At 73.7% G+C, this 19,344-nt stretch carries 16 protein-coding genes; 4 read left to right on the forward strand and 12 right to left on the reverse strand.

Annotation, left to right across the window (positions count from 1 at the left end):
* The first annotated feature begins 106 nt into the window (after positions 1-106).
* Positions 107-769 (forward strand): class I SAM-dependent methyltransferase, encoded by a 663-nt coding sequence (locus ACF08D_RS06350; RefSeq protein WP_392221402.1) that lies wholly within the window; start codon positions 107-109, stop codon positions 767-769.
* 14 nt (positions 770-783) lie between these two features.
* On the opposite strand, the gene ACF08D_RS06355 is transcribed toward ACF08D_RS06350, so the two are convergent.
* Both ACF08D_RS06355 and ACF08D_RS06360 read right to left on the reverse strand, forming a co-directional pair.
* Positions 784-1,119 (reverse strand): chorismate mutase, encoded by a 336-nt coding sequence (locus ACF08D_RS06355; RefSeq protein WP_392221403.1) that lies wholly within the window; start codon positions 1,117-1,119, stop codon positions 784-786.
* Positions 1,120-1,130: 11 nt separating this feature from the next.
* Complete coding sequence (locus ACF08D_RS06360) at positions 1,131-2,018, reverse strand: helix-turn-helix domain-containing protein (RefSeq protein ID WP_392221404.1); 888 nt, start codon at positions 2,016-2,018, stop codon at positions 1,131-1,133.
* A 198-nt stretch (positions 2,019-2,216) separates the two neighbouring features.
* On the opposite strand from ACF08D_RS06360, the gene ACF08D_RS06365 reads away from it, so the two are divergent.
* A complete protein-coding gene (locus ACF08D_RS06365) occupies positions 2,217-4,007 on the forward strand; it encodes a beta-galactosidase (RefSeq protein WP_392221405.1) in 1,791 nt (596 codons plus the stop codon).
* Between the two features lie 87 nt (positions 4,008-4,094).
* On the opposite strand, the gene ACF08D_RS06370 is transcribed toward ACF08D_RS06365, so the two are convergent.
* Positions 4,095-4,865 carry a S1 family peptidase gene (locus tag ACF08D_RS06370; protein WP_392221406.1) on the reverse strand — a complete coding sequence of 257 codons (771 nt, stop codon included), beginning with the start codon at positions 4,863-4,865 and terminating at the stop codon, positions 4,095-4,097.
* Between the two features lie 263 nt (positions 4,866-5,128).
* Between ACF08D_RS06370 and ACF08D_RS06375 the strand changes: the two genes are divergently transcribed.
* On the forward strand, positions 5,129-6,022 hold the full coding sequence (locus ACF08D_RS06375; protein WP_392221407.1) for a hypothetical protein: 894 nt from the start codon (positions 5,129-5,131) through the stop codon (positions 6,020-6,022).
* A 74-nt stretch (positions 6,023-6,096) separates the two neighbouring features.
* On the opposite strand, the gene ACF08D_RS06380 is transcribed toward ACF08D_RS06375, so the two are convergent.
* The 6 genes from ACF08D_RS06380 to ACF08D_RS06405 form a co-directional block, all read right to left on the reverse strand.
* Entirely contained in the window at positions 6,097-6,474 is a 378-nt protein-coding gene (locus ACF08D_RS06380; RefSeq protein ID WP_392221408.1) for a ribonuclease domain-containing protein, read from the reverse strand.
* A 252-nt stretch (positions 6,475-6,726) separates the two neighbouring features.
* Positions 6,727-8,298, reverse strand: a complete 1,572-nt coding sequence (locus ACF08D_RS06385; RefSeq protein ID WP_392221409.1) for a DEAD/DEAH box helicase — start codon at positions 8,296-8,298, stop codon at positions 6,727-6,729.
* Positions 8,299-8,428: 130 nt separating this feature from the next.
* A complete protein-coding gene (locus ACF08D_RS06390) occupies positions 8,429-8,632 on the reverse strand; it encodes a cold-shock protein (protein ID WP_005318814.1) in 204 nt (67 codons plus the stop codon).
* Between the two features lie 192 nt (positions 8,633-8,824).
* Complete coding sequence (locus ACF08D_RS06395; RefSeq protein WP_392221410.1) at positions 8,825-9,259, reverse strand: hypothetical protein; 435 nt, start codon at positions 9,257-9,259, stop codon at positions 8,825-8,827.
* A gap of 96 nt (positions 9,260-9,355) precedes the next feature.
* Positions 9,356-9,934 (reverse strand): HutD family protein, encoded by a 579-nt coding sequence (locus ACF08D_RS06400; RefSeq protein ID WP_392221411.1) that lies wholly within the window; start codon positions 9,932-9,934, stop codon positions 9,356-9,358.
* The gene (locus tag ACF08D_RS06405; RefSeq protein WP_392221412.1) at positions 9,931-10,647 is read right to left on the reverse strand and encodes a vWA domain-containing protein; all 717 of its coding nucleotides are present in this window, start codon (positions 10,645-10,647) and stop codon (positions 9,931-9,933) included. Before ACF08D_RS06405 ends, ACF08D_RS06400 begins: the two co-directional genes overlap by 4 nt.
* A 68-nt stretch (positions 10,648-10,715) precedes the next feature.
* On the opposite strand from ACF08D_RS06405, the gene ACF08D_RS06410 reads away from it, so the two are divergent.
* Entirely contained in the window at positions 10,716-11,918 is a 1,203-nt protein-coding gene (locus tag ACF08D_RS06410) for an SLC13 family permease (protein WP_392221413.1), read from the forward strand.
* Here ACF08D_RS06410 and ACF08D_RS06415 read toward each other — a convergent pair.
* The 3 genes from ACF08D_RS06415 to gltB form a co-directional block, all read right to left on the reverse strand.
* Entirely contained in the window at positions 11,913-12,779 is an 867-nt protein-coding gene (locus ACF08D_RS06415) for an inositol monophosphatase family protein (RefSeq protein WP_392221414.1), read from the reverse strand. The two genes, ACF08D_RS06410 and ACF08D_RS06415, sit on opposite strands and share 6 nt — an antisense overlap.
* A gap of 363 nt (positions 12,780-13,142) precedes the next feature.
* A complete protein-coding gene (locus ACF08D_RS06420) occupies positions 13,143-14,603 on the reverse strand; it encodes a glutamate synthase subunit beta (protein WP_392221415.1) in 1,461 nt (486 codons plus the stop codon).
* Entirely contained in the window at positions 14,596-19,158 is a 4,563-nt protein-coding gene (gltB, locus tag ACF08D_RS06425; RefSeq protein ID WP_392221416.1) for a glutamate synthase large subunit, read from the reverse strand. Before gltB ends, ACF08D_RS06420 begins: the two co-directional genes overlap by 8 nt.
* Positions 19,159-19,344: the final 186 nt, after the last annotated feature.

A 19,344-nucleotide genomic window follows, 5' to 3' on the forward strand; every position in this document is an offset into this window, starting at 1 on the left:
GGTTCCTCTCACGGCTGACCACGAGTTCCGTCCCGGGCGGGCTCCGCGGCGGGGGCGCCCGGGCCGGGGCCGGGGCACCGGGGCGGGCGCCGTAGGGTTTGCGCTCATGACCGGACTCTCCCCGTACCACCATGAGACGGCGGGGGCGTACGACGCCGTCGCCGGCCTGTACGCCGGGCTCGCCCGCGACTCGCTCGACGGCCTCCCGCTGGACCGGGCGGTGATCGCCGCGTTCGCCGAGACCGTCCGCGCCGCCGGCCCGGGGCCCGTCGCCGACCTGGGGTGCGGCCCCGGGTACCTGACCGCGCACCTGCGGGACCTGGGGCTGGACGTCTTCGGTGTCGACGTGTCGCCCGGGCTGATCGCGCTGGCCCGGGAGGCGTACCCGGACCTGCGGTTCGAGCTCGGCGCGATGGAGGCGCCGGGCGCGCTCGACCTGCCGGACGGCCCGGGCGCCGGGCGGCTGCGGGGTGCCGTGTCCTGGTACTCGGTGATCCACGCGCCGCCGGAGGACATGCCCGGGTACCTCGCCGCGTTCCGCCGGGCCCTCGCGCCCGGCGGGGTGCTGCTGCTGGCGTTCTTCGCATCGGAGGGCGAGCCGGTCGTGGCGTTCGACCACAAGGTGGTGACGGCCTACCGGTGGCCGGTCGACGGACTGGCCGCGCTGGCCACCGGGGCCGGGTTCACCGAGGTGGGGCGGATGCTGCGGGCGCCGGCCGAGGGGGAACGCTTCCGGCGCGGCCACCTGCTGCTGCGGGCGACGGACTGAGGGCCCGGCCGGCGTCAGGGGGCGTCGGGGCCGCCGGCGATGGTCTCGTGGTGGCGGATCACCTCGGCGATGATGAAGTTCAGCAGCTTCTCGGCGAACGCCGGGTCCAGGTTGGCGCTCTCGGCGAGCCGGCGCAGCCGGGCGATCTGGCGGGCCTCGCGGTCGGGGTCGGCCGGCGGCATGTGGTGGCGGGCCTTGAGGAGACCGACCTGCTGGGTGCACTTGAAGCGCTCGGCGAGCATGTGGACGACCGCCGCGTCGATGTTGTCGATGCTCTCGCGCAGCCGGTTCAGTTCGGCGCTGACGGATTCGGGGCCGGTCGCGGAGTCGTCGGTGTGGCTGGTGCTCATGGGGAGCGAGCTTAGACGTGTCCCGTGATGATCGTCGGGGGGTGTTCGGCATCCGGGACCCTGGTGCTCCAGCCGCCCGGCACGGCACGGCCCTGCTGCTCGCGGAAGCGGACCGGTGCGGTGCCGACGCGGCGGGTGAACAGGCGGGAGAAGTACGCGGGGTCGTCGTAGCCGACGCGGCGGGCGACGGCGGCGACCGGCAGGTCCGTACCGGCGAGGAGCTCCTTGGCGCGGCCGAGCCGTATGCCGAGGAGGTAGTCCTTGGGGCTGCACCCGGCGCCCCGGCGTACCGCGGTGCGCAGCTCGGCGGGGGTCATCCCGTGCCGGGCGGCGTGCTCGGCGACGGTCAGCGGCCGGAAGGCGTCGCGGGCGAGGGCGTCCAGGACGGGGGCGCCGTCGGCGTTGGTGTCGGCGCGGGCGCGGCGCAGCGCGACCAGCAGCTCGTGGACGGCGGCGGCGGTCTCGACCTCCAGCAGCGGGTTGCCGCGCCGCGCGGCCCGGGCGATGCGGCCGATCACCGTGCGGGCGGGGCCGGCGTCGGCGAGCGGGACGACGGGGCGGTCGGGCTCGATGTAGCCCAGCTCGGTGTACGTGGCGGTGACCGGGCCGGTGAAGTCGACGAACCCCTCGTCCCAGCCGGTCGCCGGGTCCGGCCCGTAGTGGTGCGGGACCCCGGGGGTGAGCCAGAGCAGGGCGGGCGCGGTGACGGTGGCGCGCCGGCCGTCGGGGTACCGGTACCAGCCGCCGCCCGCGGTGATCACCACGGCGACGTGGTGGTCCAGGGTGCGGGGGCCGACGGTGGGCAGGGCGCCGTGCTGGAGCCCGACGCCGAGGCAGACCAGGCCGAGCCGCTGGTGCGGTGGGCCGGGCGTGAAGAAACGCATCCAGGTGTGGTACATCCTTCGGCCTCCCGGAGGTGCCATCGCCGCTGCTGTCCCCGCTCGCCCCGCCCCCGCCCGGACCGCCCCGGCCCGGGGCCGCCCCGCTTCGGGCGCGTCCAATCAGCGCCGATCTTTGTCCATGGACCCGCCCGCCGCCAGAGGGCGACAGTGGGCGCGGTCGGCCGCTGTCGGGCTCGGAGGGGTGGGGTGGGTGTCGTGGGCGGTGCGTTCACCGTGGGAGAGGCGGACTTCCTGCTGGACGGCAGGCCGGTGCGGCTGCTGTCCGGGGCGCTGCACTACTTCCGGGTGCACGAGGAGCAGTGGGGCCACCGGCTGGCGATGCTGCGCGCCATGGGGCTCAACTGCGTGGACACGTACGTCCCGTGGAACCTCCACGAGCCCGCGCCGGGGCGGTACCGGGACCTGGGGGCGGTGGGCCGCTTCCTGGACGCGGTGCGGGAAGCCGGGCTGTGGGCGATCGTGCGGCCGGGCCCGTACATCTGCGCCGAGTGGGAGAACGGCGGGCTGCCGCACTGGCTGACCGGGCGGGTGGGGCGGCGGGTGCGGACGGCGGACGCCGCGTACCTGGAACACGTCGGCCGCTGGTTCCGGGCGCTGCTGCCGCAGGTGGTGGAGCGCCAGGTGGACCGGGGCGGCCCGGTGGTGCTGGTGCAGGCGGAGAACGAGTACGGGAGCTGGGGCTCGGACAGCGGCCATCCGCGGTACGTCGCCGGGCTGCTGGAGGCGTGCGGGGTGAGCGTGCCGCTGTTCACGTCGGACGGGCCCGAGGACCACATGCTCACCGGCGGGTCGGTGCCGGGGCTGACGGCCGCGGTGAACTTCGGGTCCGGGGCGCGGGCCGCCTTCGGGGCGCTGCGCCGGCACCGGCCGGACGGGCCGCTGCTGTGCGGGGAGTTCTGGTGCGGGTGGTTCGGGCACTGGGGCGAGGAGGGCGCCGGGCGGGACGCGGCGGACGCGGCGGCGGAGCTGGCGGAGATCCTGGAGTGCGGGGCGTCGGTGAACGTCTATCTGGCGCACGGCGGGTCGAACTTCGGCGGCTGGGCGGGCGCGAACCGCTCCGGCCCGCTGCACGACGGGGAGCTGGAGCCGACGCTCACCTCGTACGACTACGGCGCGCCGGTCGACGAGGCGGGGCTGCCGACGGCGAAGTTCTGGGCGTTCCGCGCGGTGCTGGAGCGGTGGGCGCCGGGCCCGCTGCCGCCCGTGCCGCCCCCGCCGCCGCGGCTGGCCGGCCCGGTGGAGGCGCCGCTCCGGGAGTGGGCGCCGATTGGGGACGTGCTGGAGGCGCTCGGCGACGAGGAGGTGGCCGGGCCGGTGCCGCCGTCCTTCGAGGAACTGGGCGTGGACCGGGGGCTGGTGCGCTACCGGCTGGAGGTCCCGGGGCCGCGCGTGCCGTACGCCCTGTCGGCCCCGGGCCTGCGGGACCGGGCGGTGGTGTACGTGGACGGGGTACGGGCCGGGGTGCTCACCGAGCGGGAACCGGCGCTGCCGCGCCCGGTGGCGGGCCCGGCGGTGGTGGAGCTGTGGGTGGAGTCGCTGGGGCGGGTCAACTACGGGCCGCGGGTCGGCGAGGCCAAGGGCCTGACGGGCGGGGTGCTGCACGAGCGCCAGCAGTTGCACGGGGTACGGGCGCGGGGCCTGCGGCTGGACGCGTTCACCGGGGAGGGGGTGGCGAAGGTGCCGTTCACCGCCGTGCCGCCCGCGTCGGCACCGGAGGACCGGGCGCCGGAGGACCGGGTGCCGGGGGGTGGTGCGCCGGGTCTGTACCGGGGGGTGGCGGTGGTGTCCGGCGCGGGGGACGCGTGGCTGGAGCTGCCGGGCTGGACCCGGGGCTTCGTGTGGGTGGGCGGCTTCTGCGTGGGCCGCTACTGGGACGTGGGGCCGCAGCGGTCGCTGTTCGTGCCGGGGCCGGTGCTGCGGGAGGGGCCGAACGAGGTGTGGGTGCTGGAGCTGGAGGGCGCCGGGGACCGCGTACTCCTGAGATGACCAGATGACCGGCGTCCGCGTACTCCTGGGATGACGAGGTGAGGGGCGGGCCCCGCCGGACCCGCCCCTCACCCCCGGACGTCCGTGCTACAGAGTCGCCGCCGCGGACTTGATGGCGGAGGCGAAGGTGGACACCTCGGTGTACACACCGGGGTAGTCGGGCCGTGCGCAGCCCTGGCCCCAGCTGACGATGCCGACCTGTATCCAGGCGCCGGCGTTGTCGCGGCGGAACATCGGGCCGCCGGAGTCACCCTGGCAGGTGTCGACGCCGCCCTGCTGGTAGCCGGCGCAGATCTCCTCGCCGGGGACGAGGTCGCTGCCGTACGACTGCTGGCAGGAGGCGTCGGAGACGAACGGCACGGTGGCCTTGCGCATGTAGCGCTGCTGACCGCCGCCCTCGCGCGTGGCACCCCATCCGGCGACGGTGAAGGTACCGGTGTTGTAGGCGGTGTTGGTGGCGATGTTCAGGGTGGGCAGGTTGATCGGCCGGGCGAGCTTGATCAGGGCCCAGTCCTTGCCCTTGCCGTTGTAGCCGGGGGCCTGGAGGACCTTGGTGGAGCGGACCTTGATGGCGCTGGAGCTCTGGAGGTCGACGACACCGGCGGTGGCGGTGATGCTGGTGTTGTTCCCGGAGCCGTTGACGCAGTGGGCGGCGGTGAGCACGATCTGCTGGGTGAGCAGCGAGCCGCCGCAGCCCATGGAGAGCCGGACCATCCAGGGGAATTCGCCCTGGGCGGCCTGGGTGCCTCCGACGACCGGCGTGGGGGCGGCCGACGCGGAGGTGGGCTGGAGGCTGACGGCGGCGAGCGCCACGGCCCCGACGGCGGCACATCTCTTGAGGGTGCGAAGGATGTTCATGTGTCTGCCTTTCGTGGGGGGTTGTGCGGGTGCGCACAGGACGGTCCCCGGCCAGAGGCAGCTCACTGACATGGGCCCGTCAAGGCGTGTCCCGGATTATCCGGACGTGATCGGCGCACCCACAAGGCTGCGATTTCGGCCATGTCCCGGTCGCCCGGCGGCCACCGCCCGGTGGCCGGACGGCCATCGGGCGGCACCGCCGGTTCACCGCCCGGCGGCCCTACAGTGGAGGGGAGGTCGGCGTCGCACATGGGGGCAGGCACGTGGCGAACGGCAGTGAGGTCGTGCACGGCTACCCGCACCTCGACACCGTGCGGGCGGCGATCACGGCCCTGTACCGGCGGCTGACGCCCGACGGGCTCCTCGCGTACGGCGTCGGCGTCGCCCCCGCCGACGTGGCCTTCGCGGACGGCGACGACCTGCACCTCGGGGCGCAGCGGGTGGCGCACGCCCTGGTGCAGCACCTGCGGCTGCCGGACGCGCGGATGATCGTCGGCTTCCGGGCGATGACCCACGCGGCGAGCGTCGAACTGGCGGCGGGGCCCGAGTACTTCATCGAGCTGAACGACCGTTTCCGGACACACCGCCGGGACATCGGCGCCGCCCTCGCCCATGAGATCACCCATGTGCTGCTGCACCGGCTCGGACTGACGTTCCCCGGCACCCGGGACAACGAGATCCTCACCGACACGGTGACCACGTACCTCGGGGCCGGCTGGCTGCTGCTGGACGCGTACCGGGAGGACGGGGTGACGAGCCAGAAGCTCGGCTATCTCACCCCGGAGGAGTTCGGGTACGTGCTGGCCAAGCGGGCGCTGGTGTTCGGTGAGGACCCCTCGCCGTGGTTCACCAGCCCGCAGGCGTACACCGCGTACACCGAGGGCCGCGCGCTGGCCCTGCGCGACGGGCGGCAGCCGCCGCTGACGGCGGCGGGCCGGGTGGGCCGGCACCGGTACGCGAAGGACCGCCGTCACGCCCGCGAACACCCGGGGGCCGCGACCGGGCTGCCGTACGCCTTCGAGAGCGGCGGCCGGGAGGGCGGGCTGCGCGTCTCGTTCCCCTGCCCCACCTGCCACCAGCGCATCAGGGTGCCGGTACGCGGGCGGGTGCGCGCCCGCTGCGGGCTGTGCCGCACGGTGCTGGAGTGCGACACCTGAGAGTGCCGGGCCCGGGCATGGCCGTGCGGCCGGCGGAAACCGGCCGCACAGGGGTGGGGGGATGCCGGGCCGCCTCAGCAGCCGTGGTCGACGAGGTCGAACGACTCGTAGTGGTCGGCGGTGTAGTAGTCCTCGCGCTCGGCGTCGCCGGTGACGATGCGGCGGGCGCCGCGCGTCTCCGAGCCCGGCGTGACGACGGTGTACTCGTGGTAGTAGCCGGTGTTCCGGTCGGGCAGGATGCCCTCGCGGTTCTGGAAGACCGTGCCGTCCTGCTCGTAGGGGTAGGGTCCGCCCGCTTCGATCAGGCCGAGGGTGTCGTGCGCCTGGGACGGCAGCGCCGAGTAGCAGATCTCACCGACCGCGGCGGGTGCGGCCGTGGCCGGTCCGGTGAACAGGGTGGAGAGCAGCGCCGCGGCGCCGCCGAGCAGGGTGAGGCGTGGGGGGATTCGCATACCGCGATGATGACGCGTGTAGATGTGTGCACGTCAACGCCGCGTGCGGGGTGTTCCCCGGATGTTGACCGCGCATCCACCTATGGGGCGGATCGGTGAACATCCCGGCCGTCCTGTACGCAGGTCTCCGCCACGGACGTCTCCGGCACGGACGTCTCCCGTACGCACATCTCCGGTACGGACACGGCGGGGGCACGTGACCGGTGCCCCCGCCGTATGTCACCTGTACCGACTGCGGTACGGCCGAAAGCGCTACGCCGCGGCCCGCCGGCCGCCGCGCCCCGCCGGGCGTCCCGTACCGCCGCCCTGGCCGGCGCCGCCACCGGCGCCGCGGCGGCGCCGGGAGGTGCCGCCCTGGCCGCCCGCGGCCGCGCCCGTGGACGCCGCCTGGGGGGCGCCGGAGCCGGAGCCCTGGCCGCCGCGGCGGGGACGGCGGCGCCGCCCGGACGAGGCGGCGGGCTGCGCGGCGGGGCGGGGCTGCTGCGGGACCTCGATGACGACCGGTATGCCGGACGGCTCGCGGGCACCGGTGAGCCGGGCCAGCTCCTCGTCGGACGACTTCACCCGCGCGGTGCGCGGGGTGATGCCCGCGTGGGACATCAGCCGGCTCATCTCGCGCTTCTGCTCGGGCAGGACGAGCGTGACGACGCTGCCGGACTCACCCGCACGGGCGGTGCGGCCGCCCCGGTGCAGGTAGTCCTTGTGGTCGGTCGGCGGGTCGACGTTGACGACGAGGTCGAGGTCGTCGACGTGGATGCCTCGGGCCGCCACGTTGGTGGCCACCAGCGCGGTGACCTGGCCGTTCTTGAACTGGTCCAGGGTGCGGTTGCGCTGCGGCTGCGAGCGCCCGCCGTGCAGGCCGGCGGCCCGTACCCCGCTGGAGAGGAGCCGCTTGACCAGCCGGTCCACCGAGCGCTTGGTGTCCAGGAAGAGGATCACCCGGCCGTCGCGGGCCGCGATGCGGGCGGTGACGGCCTTCTTGTCGGTCTCGTCGGCGACGTACAGCAGGTGGTGCTCCATGGTGGAGACCGCGCCGGCCGACGGGTCGACCGAGTGCACCACCGGGTCGGTGAGGAACATCCGCACCAGCCGGTCGATGTTCCGGTCGAGCGTGGCCGAGAAGAGCATCCGCTGGCCGTCCGGCTCGACCTGCTTGAGCAGCGCGGTGACCTGGGGGAGGAAGCCCATGTCCGCCATCTGGTCGGCCTCGTCCAGGACGGTGACCGACACCTGGTCGATCCGGCAGTCGCCGCGCTCGATCAGGTCCTTCAGCCGGCCCGGGGTGGCGACCAGGATCTCGGCGCCGCGCCGCAGCGCGCCCGCCTGGCGGGTGATCGACATGCCGCCGACGACGGTGGCGACCCGGAGCTGGAGGGAGGTCGCGTACGGGGTAAGAGCGTCGGTCACCTGCTGCGCCAGCTCGCGCGTGGGGACCAGGACCATCCCGAGCGGGGCCTTCGGCTCGGCGCGGCGGCCCGCGGTGCGGGCCAGCAGGGCGAGGCCGAAGGCGAGGGTCTTGCCGGAGCCGGTGCGGCCCCGGCCGAGGATGTCGCGGCCCGCCAGCGAGTTCGGCAGGGTGGCGGCCTGGATCGGGAACGGCTCCGTGACGCCCTGGGCGGTCAGCGTCTTGAGGAGGGCGGCCGGCATGTCGAGGTCGGCGAAGGCCGCGACCGGCGGCAGCGCGGGCGTGGCGGTCTCCGGCGGAGTGAAGTCGCGCGGCGGGGCCACGGGGGCGCGGTTGCCGGCGCCGCGGGCGGGCGCCTTGCCGCCCCCGGCGCGCGCGGGGCGCTTGCGGGCGGGGCGTTCGGGGCGGGTCGTCGTCATGCGTCTGCTGCCTTCCTTGGGCCTGGGCGGTGCCAGGGCGTGGCCCGGGCACAGCACGAGCCGGGACCCGCACCTGCGACTGCGAGGTGCGGGTCCCGGCTGCGCGCTACCGGTGCTGCGTGTCCGGTGATCAGGCGGGGAGGATGTTCTCCGCCTGCGGGCCCTTCTGGCCCTGCGTGACGTCGAAGGTCACCTTCTGGCCCTCCTGGAGCTCACGGAAGCCCGAGGTGGCGATGTTGGAGTAGTGGGCGAAGACGTCGGCGCCGCCGCCGTCCTGCTCAATGAAGCCGAAGCCCTTTTCCGAGTTGAACCACTTCACGGTGCCGGTGGCCATAATGCTCTCCTGATGGTGTAAGGGGCCCCATCCGGAGTAAGCCGGGAAAACAATAATGCGCCTGAGGAACATTCCCGTCAGGCGCACATAAAGTTCATGGGTACCAAAACTGCAACGTGGACAACCGTAGCACACCACCCCTCGGCCCCGGTCGCAACCAGGCGCGCCCGGGGGCCGGGGCGGGGTGCCGGATCAGCGGCCGAAGGCCGGGTTGTACGGGTTGTAGGCGGTGTACCGGGACTCGCACTGGTCCGGCTGGCCGGCCGCCCTGCGGCACAGGGTGAGCGTGACGCTCTTGATGCCGGCCGGGTCGGTGGCCCGCAGGCCGCGGAAGTCGCTGGTGGTGCCGCAGCCGCGGGTGTTGTGCCGGTCCTCGGTGGCGAGGGTGGTGCCGGAGCCGGTGCGGACGGTGAGGGTGGCGTACACGGTCCGCTCGTCGCAGGTCTGGTCGGCGACGGCGAGGGTGCCGTCGCGGAAGGAGTCGCGGTCGGTCCAGGTGATCTCGATCCTGGTGCGGTCCCCCCAACTGCTGGTGATGTCCCCGCTGGTGGTGCTCGCCCACCCCTGGCCCGCCGCGGCGAGCGTGAACGCGGTGGTGGCGGCGAGGGTGAAACCTGCACGGCGCATGGGTGTGTCTCCTGTCCGGTGGCCGAATCCCGAGGTGCAGCACTACCCGCCGGACGTGCCCGCTCACGAGGGCCCGGGGACAATCACACGGCCGGCTCAGCGCGTCCGGGCGAGGGTGACGACCGCCGCGTACCCCTCCGTGCGCAGCTCCGCCCCCGGCGGCGGGCCCAGCACCGCGTCGTGGCGCCCCAGCCGCGCGCCCGCCACCTCCACCGCCCGGTCCAGGGCGACGACCAGCACGACCGCACCCGGGGCGGCGGCCGGGAGGGTGTGGCCGCCACGGACCACCGTGACGTCCGCCACGAGGGCGCCCCGGCGGTGCATCACGTTCAGGTTCACCACGGGTCCGCCGACGAGCCGCCCCTCGGTCGGGACGTCGCCGGGGAAGCGCAGCGGTACGTACCGCTCCGCGCGCAGGTGCCGCCCGCCGGCCTCCAGGTCCATGCCGGAGCCGTCCGCGACGGTGAGGATCCGGTCGGTGCCGGGGAAGGCGGAGAAGGGCCCGTCGGCGCGGACGTCCGCGAGGCTCACCCGCCAGTCGAAGCCGTCCAGGCCCGCGCCCTCCGGCCCGGCGGCCACCTCCCGGGTGACACCGCCGCCGTTCCGCCACGGGACCGCCGTCCGGGCGGCCGCCCGCAGCACCCGCCCGGCTCCCCGGTCCTGCGGGGCGCTCACCGGACGATGCCCTCGGCGCGGGCGGCGACGAGCCAGGCGGGGAACTCGGCGACCAGCCGGTCGTACAGCTCGGCGTCGGGGACGCGGGCCGGGTCGGTGCCCGCGTGGAAGAAGCCCGCGTTGTCGACGCGGCGCTTCGCCGGGACCGGCAGCTCGTCGAGCTTGCGGAGGAAGTCGAACTGGCGGCTGTGCGGGTCGCCGAAGCCGATGAACTGCCAGAACAGCGGCAGTTCGGCGGCCTTGCACAGATACCGCTCGGCGGCGAGCCTGTTGATCGGTCCGCCGTCGGTCTGGAAGACGACCAGCGCCGGGGCGGTGGCCCCGCTGTCGAGGTAGTGGTCGATGACGGCGTCCATGGCCAGGTGGTAGCTGGTCTTCCCCATGTGGCCGAGACCCGCCACGATCCGGTCGACCCGGCCCCGGTGGTCGGCGAGCGCGATCTCGGTCTCGGCGTCGACGTCCGTCGAGAAGAACACCACCGGCACGCGCCCGTCGTCGTCGAGGTTCGCCGACAGCCCCAGCACCCGGTCGGCGAGCGCCTGGACGCTGCCGTCCTTGTAGTACGGCTTCATGGACCCCGAGTAGTCCACGACCAGATAGACCGCGGCGCGCTCGCCGCTCAGCCCGTGCTTGCGCAGCGAGACGCCCGCGCTCTTGTAGAGGTCGACCAGCGCGGGCGCTGTCTCCTCGACCTTCTGGAGACTGATCGGCATACGAGGAGACTATGCGATCGCCGGGGCCCCTTCGGGGGGCCTGGGGAAACCCGCCTAGGCTCAGGGCCGTGGATCTTCTCGGACGCGTCACCGGCAGGCTGCACGCGCTGGACTGGCTGGCCGGGGCGCTGCTGGGGGCGGGGCTGCTCGCCGTGGCGACCGGGGTGCTGCCGTACGGGCCGGCGTCGGACGTGCTGGCCCGGATCGGGCCGCTGCTGGTGTTCCTGGCGACGGTGATCGTGCTCGCCGAACTGACCGGCAGCGCGCAGGTCTTCGACGTCGTGGCCGCCTGGGTGGCGCGGGCCGGGCGGGGCAGTTACGCCGTGCTGTTCGCGCTGTGCGTGGTGTTCGCGTCGGTCACGACCATCGCCCTGAACCTGGACACCACGGCGGTGCTGCTGACGCCCGTTCTGCTGGCGCTGGCCGGCCGGGTGGGGATCGCGGCCGTACCGCTGGCGATGACGACCGTGTGGCTGGCGAACACGGCCAGTCTGCTGCTGCCGGTGTCCAATCTGACGAACCTGCTCGCCGCGGACCGGGTGGGGCTGTCGCCGACCGGGATGGCGGCGGTGATGTGGCCGTCGCAGGTGGCGGCGATCGGGGTGACCGCGGTGTGCCTGTGGGGGTTCTACTGGCGGCGCGGGCGGCGCGGGGCGGAGCGCTATGTGCCGCCGGAGCCGCCGCGTCCGGCGGATCCGGTGCTGCTGCGGGTGTGCGCCCTGGCGTGCGGCGGGTTCCTGGCGGTGCTGCTGCTCGACCTGGTGCCGCTGTGGGCGGCGTCGTCGGCGGCGGCCCTGGTGGTGGTCGCGGCGTTCGCCCGGCGGCGGCCCCGGGAGCTGTCCTGGTCGCTGGTGCCGTGGCGGCTGCTGGTCCTGGTGCCGGGGATGTTCCTGGTGGTGGAGACGGCCGGGGTGCTGGGCCTGGACCGGCTGCTGGCCTCGGCGGTCGGTGCGCACGAGGGGCCGCTGGGGGTGCTGCGCACGGCCGCGGTGGGCGCGGGGTTCTCCAACGCGCTCAACAACCTCCCCGCGTACGTGGCCGGGGAGGGCGCGGTGCCGGCCGGTCACCGGGAGCAGTTGCTCGCGCTGCTGATCGGGGTGAACGTGGGCCCGCTGGTCACGCCGTGGGCGTCGCTGGCGACGCTGCTGTGGTTCGAGCGCTGCCGCCGCCACGGCGTCCGGATCGGGCTGGGGCGGTTCATGGGGACGGGCCTGGTGCTGGCCGTCACCGGCACGGTGGCGGCGGTGGCCGCCCTGGAGCTGACGTCATGACGGCCGGTGGGGGGCGCGCAGCGCGGCGGCGACCTCCTCCAGGACGTAGGTGAGGGTCTCGGCGCGGGCGGCGACGAAACTGCGCCCGGAGTCGGGGCCGGTGAAGCCGGGCCGGAAGGGCGCGCCGCGCAGGGTGCGCAGTTCCACGCCCGCCTCGGCCGCGAGCAGTGCGCCGGCGGGCAGGTCGACGCCGTCGGCGCGGTGGCCGACGAGGCCGTCGATGGTGCCGCGCGCCAGCAGGCTCCAGCCCAGCAGCGGTGCCCACAGGCGCAGGACGCGCCGGGAGCGGCGTTCCAGCGCGCCGCGCAGGGCGGTCGCGGCGCGGTCGGCGCGGTCCACGGCGTGGCCCTGGGTCCAGGCCAGCACGGGTCCCGGTCCGGGCAGGGTGCTGCGGGGGCCGCGGAGCCGGACGCCGTCGTCGTCGTAGGCGCCCTGGCCGGTGACGGCGTGCCAGGTGCGGCCGGTGACCGGTTCGTGGACGACGCCGACGACGGGGGTGTCGCCCACGCACAGGCCGACCCCGACGGCGTACGCGGGGAGGCCGATCGCCATGTTGTCGCCGCCGTCCAGCGGGGCGACCAGCCAGGTGCGGCCGCTTCCGGCGTCGAGCAGCCCGGCGCCCCGGGCGAGGATCCGGTCGTGCGGGAAGTTCCTGCGGAGCCGGGCGAGGATCAGCTCCTCGGCGGCCGTGCCGGGGTCGCCGGCGGGTGCCGGGGCGCCGGCGCTGCGCGGGAGGCCGTTGCCCCGGGGGGCGGTGTGGGTCCGCAGCAGCCGTCCGGTCGCCTCGGCCGCCGCGACGGCCACGCGGCGTTCGGCGGCGAAGGGGGACCTGCGGAGCGGTTCGGGCGCGGCGTCGTACATGGGCGGGTCCCCTCCCCCGTTCGTACGACGATCGTAGGAGACCTGGGTCACACCCCACCAGGGCGCACGGGGCGCACAAGGGCGCAGCGCCTGCCGTAGGTCCGGTCGGGGACACGGCAGGCGCTGCTGTGTTCCGCACGCCGTTGTACGGGACGATGAGGGGTCCCCGGTGTCACCGGGGCGGGGGTGCCTGAGGAGGCGTACGCCCGTGGGGCGGATGCCTGTGAGGCGGGGTCGCACGTCGTCGTGCGGGGCGCGTGACCGTACCGGCCGGGCGCCGCGCATCACATCGTACGCGCTGTCCGCCGCCCGCCGCGCCGGCCCCCCGTTCGCGGAGGGGGCCGGTGGCGGGCGGCGGGTGCGTCAGACGGTGAGCGCGCGGTCCGTGGGGCGGATCGGGGCGGGCAGTTCGCTCGCGCCGGTCAGGTAGCGGTCCACTCCGCGGGCGGCGGAGCGGCCCTCGGCGATGGCCCAGACGATCAGCGACTGGCCGCGGCCGGCGTCGCCGGCGACGAAGACGCCGTCGACGTTGGTGGCGTAGTCGGCGTCGCGGGCGACGTTGCCGCGCTCGTCGAGCTCCAGGCCGAACTGCTGGACCAGGCCGTTGGACTGGTCGGTGCCGGTGAAGCCCATGGCGAGGGTGACGAGCTGGGCGGGGATCTTCCGCTCGGTGCCGGGCTTCTGCTCGAGCTTGCCGTCCTTGAACTCCACCTCGACCAGGTGCAGGAACTGGACGTTGCCGTCCTCGTCGCCCTCGAAGTGGGTGGTGGAGACGGAGTAGACCCGCTCGCCGCCCTCCTCGTGGGCGGAGGTGACCTTGTAGAGCATGGGGAACGTCGGCCACGGCTGGCCGGGGTTCCGCTCCTCGCCCGGGCGGGGCATGATCTCCAGCTGGGTGACGGAGGCCGCGCCCTGGCGGTGGGCGGTGCCCACGCAGTCCGCGCCGGTGTCGCCGCCGCCGATGACCACGACGTGCTTGCCCTCGGCGGTGATGGGGGGCGCCACGAAGTCGCCCTCCTGCACCTTGTTGGCGAGGGGCAGGTACTCCATGGCGAAGTGGATGCCCTTGAGCTCGCGGCCCGGGACCGGCAGGTCGCGCGAGACGGTGGCGCCGGCGGCGATGACGACCGCGTCGTACCGCCGCCGCAGCTTCGCGGCGTCGATGTCGACGCCGATCTCGACCTCGGTGCGGAACTTGGTGCCCTCCGCGCGCATCTGCTCGATGCGCCGGTTGATGTGCACCTTCTCCATCTTGAACTCGGGGATGCCGTACCGCAGCAGACCGCCGATGCGGTCGGCGCGCTCGTACACGGCGACGGTGTGCCCGGCGCGGGTCAGCTGCTGCGCGGCGGCGAGGCCGGCCGGGCCGGAGCCGATGACGGCGACGGTCTTGCCGGACAGCCGCTCCGGCGGCTGCGGGGTGACGTCACCGGAGTCCCACGCCTTGTCGATGATGGAGACCTCGACGTTCTTGATGGTGACGGCGGGCTGGTTGATGCCCAGCACGCACGCCGACTCGCAGGGCGCCGGGCACAGCCGCCCGGTGAACTCCGGGAAGTTGTTGGTGGCGTGCAGGCGCTCGCTGGCGGCCTGCCAGTCCTCGCGGTAGGCGTAGTCGTTCCACTCGGGGATGAGGTTTCCGAGCGGGCAGCCGTTGTGGCAGAACGGGATGCCGCAGTCCATGCACCGGCCGGCCTGCTTGCTGATGATCGGCAGCAGGGAGCCGGGGACGTAGACCTCGTTCCAGTCCTTGACGCGCTCGGCCACGGGGCGGGTCTTGGCGACTTCGCGCCCGGTGGTCAGGAAGCCCTTGGGGTCAGCCATTGATCGCCGCCTCCATCATCTTCTCGGTGGTCTCCTGCTCGGAGAGACCGGCGAGCTCAGCGGCGTCCTTGGCGGCGAGCACTGCCTTGTACGTGGTCGGGATGATCTTGCTGAACCGGTTCACCGAGGCGTCCCAGTCGGCCAGGAGCTTCTCGGCGACGGTCGAGCCCGTCTCCTCGTGGTGGCGGCGCACGACGTCGTGCAGCCACGTCCTGTCGGAGTCGTCCAGCGCCTCGACCGCGCCGAGGTTGCCGGAGTTGACGTTGTCCCGGTCGAGGTCGACGACGTACGCGACACCGCCCGACATACCGGCCGCGAAGTTGCGCCCGGTCTCGCCGAGCACCACCGCGTGACCGCCGGTCATGTACTCGCAGCCGTGGTCGCCCACGCCCTCGGAGACCACCAGCGCGCCGGAGTTGCGGACGCAGAAGCGCTCGCCGGTGCGGCCGCGGAGGAAGATCTCGCCGCCGGTGGCGCCGTACGCGATGGTGTTGCCCGCGATGGTGGAGTACTCGGCCAGGTGGTCGGCGCCCCGGTCGGGGCGGACCACGATCCGGCCGCCGGACAGGCCCTTGCCGACGTAGTCGTTGGCGTCGCCCTCCAGGCGCAGCGTGACGCCGCGCGGCACGAAGGCGCCGAAGGACTGGCCGGCCGAGCCGGTGAAGGTGATGTCCACGGTGTCGTCGGGCAGGCCGGCGCCACCGAACTTCTTGGTCACCTCGTGGCCGAGCATGGTGCCGACCGTCCGGTTGATGTTGCGGATCGCGACCTGGGCGCGGACCGGCTGGGCCTCCTCGGCGGAGGGCGCGCCGAGCGCCTCGGCGGCGAGCTGGATCAGCTGGTTGTCCAGCGCCTTCTCCAGGCCGTGGTCCTGCTCGACCAGGGCGTGGCGCACCGCGCCCTCGGGCAGCTCGGGCACGTGGAACAGCGGCTCCAGGTCCAGGCCCTGCGCCTTCCAGTGCGTCACGGCGCGGGTGGTGTCGAGGAGCTCGGCGTGGCCGACGGCCTCCTCCAGGGTGCGGAAGCCCAGCTCGGCGAGGAGCTCGCGCACCTCCTCCGCGATGTACTGGAAGAAGTTGACGACGTACTCGGCCTTGCCGGTGTAGCGCTCGCGCAGCACCGGGTTCTGGGTGGCGATGCCGACCGGGCAGGTGTCCAGGTGGCAGACGCGCATCATGACGCAGCCGGAGACGACGAGCGGCGCGGTGGCGAAGCCGAACTCCTCGGCGCCCAGCAGGGCGGCGATGACGACGTCGCGGCCGGTCTTGAGCTGGCCGTCGGTCTGGACGACGATCCGGTCGCGCAGGCCGTTGAGCAGCAGGGTCTGCTGGGTCTCGGCGAGGCCCAGCTCCCAGGGGCCGCCCGCGTGCTTCAGCGAGGTGAGCGGGGAGGCGCCCGTACCGCCGTCGTGGCCGGAGATGAGCACGACGTCCGCGTGGGCCTTGGACACACCGGCGGCCACGGTCCCGACGCCGACCTCGGACACCAGCTTCACATGGATGCGGGCGGCCGGGTTGGCGTTCTTGAGGTCGTGGATCAGCTGGGCCAGGTCCTCGATGGAGTAGATGTCGTGGTGCGGCGGCGGGGAGATCAGGCCCACGCCCGGGGTGGAGTGCCGGGTCTTGGCGACCCAGGGGTAGACCTTGTGGCCGGGCAGCTGGCCGCCCTCGCCGGGCTTGGCGCCCTGGGCCATCTTGATCTGGATGTCGTCGGCGTTGACCAGGTACTCGCTGGTGACGCCGAAGCGGCCGGAGGCGACCTGCTTGATGGAGGAGCGCCGCGCCGGGTCGTACAGCCGCTCGGGGTCCTCGCCGCCCTCACCGGTGTTCGACTTGCCGCCGAGCTGGTTCATGGCGATGGCGAGGGTCTCGTGCGCCTCCTGGGAGATGGAGCCGTACGACATGGCGCCGGTGGAGAACCGCTTGACGATCTCGCTCGCCGGCTCGACCTCGTCCAGCGGGATCGGGTCGCGGCCGGACTTGAAGCCGAACATGCCGCGCAGCGTCATCAGGCGCTCGGACTGCTCGTTCACCCGGTCCGTGTACTTCTTGAAGATGTCGTAGCGGCCGGAGCGGGTGGCGTGCTGGAGGCGGAAGACCGTCTCGGGGTCGAACAGGTGCGGCTCGCCCTCGCGGCGCCACTGGTACTCGCCGCCGATCTCCAGCGCGCGGTGCGCGGAGGGGACGCCGGAGGCGGGGTACGCCTTGGCGTGGCGGGCGGCCACCTCCTTGGCGACGACGTCCAGGCCGGCGCCGCCGATCTTGGTGGCGGTGCCCTGGAAGTACTTCTCGACGAAGGCGTCGTCCAGGCCGACGGCCTCGAAGACCTGCGCGCCGCGGTAGGAGGCGACGGTGGAGATGCCCATCTTGGACATCACCTTCAGGACGCCCTTGCCGAGGGCGTAGATGAGGTTGCGGATGGCCTGCTCGGGCTCCAGGCCCTCGACGAAGGTGCCGGCGCGGACCAGGTCCTCGACGGACTCCATGGCGAGGTACGGGTTGACGGCGGCGGCGCCGTAGCCGATGAGCAGCGCGACGTGGTGGACCTCGCGGACGTCACCGGCCTCGACCAGCAGGCCCACCTGGGTGCGCTGCTTGGTGCGGATGAGGTGGTGGTGGACGGCGGAGGTGAGCAGCAGCGACGGGATCGGCGCGTGCTCGGCGTCGGAGTGCCGGTCGGAGAGCACGATCAGCCGGGCGCCGCCCTCGATGGCGGCGTCGGCCTCGGCGCAGATCTTCTCGATCCGGGCGGCCAGCGCCTCGCCGCCGCCGGAGACCCGGTAGAGGCCGGAGAGCGTGGCGGCCTTCATGCCGGGCATGTCGCCGTCGGCGTTGATGTGGATGAGCTTGGCCAGCTCGTCGTTGTCGATCACCGGGAAGGGCAGGGTGACCGAACGGCAGGAGGCCGCGGTCGGCTCCAGCAGGTTGCCCTGGGGGCCGAGCGACGAGTACAGCGAGGTGACGAGCTCCTCGCGGATGGCGTCCAGCGGCGGGTTGGTGACCTGCGCGAACAGCTGGGTGAAGTAGTCGAACAGCAGCCGGGGGCGCTCGGAGAGCGCGGCGATCGGCGAGTCCGTGCCCATGGAGCCGATCGGCTCGGCGGCGGTGCGGGCCATCGGCGCGAGGAGGACGCGCAGCTCCTCCTCGGTGTAGCCGAAGGTCTGCTGCCGGCGGGTGACCGAGGCGTGGGTGTGGACGATGTGCTCGCGCTCGGGGAGGTCCTCGAGCTCGATGATCCCGGTCTCCAGCCACTCCTGGTACGGGTGCTCGGCGGCGAGGGCGGCCTTGATCTCGTCGTCCTCGATGATGCGGTGCTCGGCGGTGTCGACGAGGAACATCCGGCCCGGCTGGAGGCGGCCCTTGCGGACGACCCTGGCGGGGTCGATGTCGAGGACGCCGACCTCGGAGGAGAGCACGACGAGGCCCTCGTCGGTGACCCAGTAGCGGCCGGGGCGCAGGCCGTTGCGGTCGAGGACCGCTCCGACCTGGACGCCGTCGGTGAAGGTGACGCAGGCCGGGCCGTCCCAGGGCTCCATCATCGTGGAGTGGTACTGGTAGAAGGCGCGCCGGGCCGGGTCCATGGAGTCGTGGTTCTCCCACGCCTCGGGGACCATCATCAGGACGCTGTGGGGCAGCGAACGGCCGCCGAGGTGGAGCAGCTCCAGCACCTCGTCGAAGGACGCGGAGTCGGAGGCGTCCGGGGTGCAGACCGGGAAGATCCGGTCGAGCTTCTCGCTGCCGAAGAGGTCCGAGACGAGCTGGGACTCCCGGGCGCGCATCCAGTTGCGGTTGCCCTTGACCGTGTTGATCTCGCCGTTGTGCGCGACGAAGCGGTACGGGTGGGCCAGCGGCCAGCTCGGGAAGGTGTTGGTGGAGAACCGGGAGTGCACCAGGGCCACGGCGGTGGCGCAGCGGCGGTCCGAGAGGTCGGGGAAGAAGGGCTCCAGCTGACCGGTGGTGAGCATGCCCTTGTAGACGATGGTGCGGGCGGAGAGCGAGGGGAAGTAGACCCCCGCCTCGCGCTCGGCGCGCTTGCGCAGCACGAACGCCTTGCGGTCGAGGGCGATGCCGGTGCTCGTACCGCCGTCGCCGACGAACAGCTGGCGGAAGGCCGGCATGGTCGCGCGGGCGGTGGCGCCGAGCAGCTCGGGGGCGACGGGCACGTCGCGCCAGCCGAGGACGGTCAGGTTCTCCTCGGCGGCGATCTCCTCGATCCGCGAGACGGCCTGTGCGGAGCCGTCGGCGGGGAGGAAGGCGATACCGACGGCGTACTCGCCGGCGGCCGGGAGGGCGAAGTCGGTGACCTCACGGAGGAAGGCGTCCGGGACCTGGAGCAGGATGCCCGCGCCGTCGCCCGAGTCGGGCTCGGAACCGGTGGCGCCCCGGTGCTCCAGGTTGCGCAGAACGGTCAGCGCCTGCTCCACCAGCGCGTGGCTGGCGACACCGGTGAGGGTGGCGACGAAGCCGACGCCGCAGGCGTCGTGCTCGTTGCGGGGGTCGTACATACCCTGCGGGGCGGGGCGACCGTCCATGGGCGACCAGGCGTCGGAACGCATCGGCTCTCCCGTCGTCGTCGTGGCATAGGGCGTGCCAGAGGGACGACGTTGGCCCTCCGCAAAATTTCGTGCAGGTTACATGATGGAGTGCTTCTCGGAAAGCGGATAGTTCATTCCAGCATGCGGACACCGCGCGGGGCGGTGAAGGTAAGGGGGTGGTGCTGATGGGGACTGGCTCGGCAGGCG

Source organism: Streptomyces sp. NPDC015131, assembly GCF_043079975.1.
In the GTDB taxonomy this organism is placed as follows: domain Bacteria; phylum Actinomycetota; class Actinomycetes; order Streptomycetales; family Streptomycetaceae; genus Streptomyces.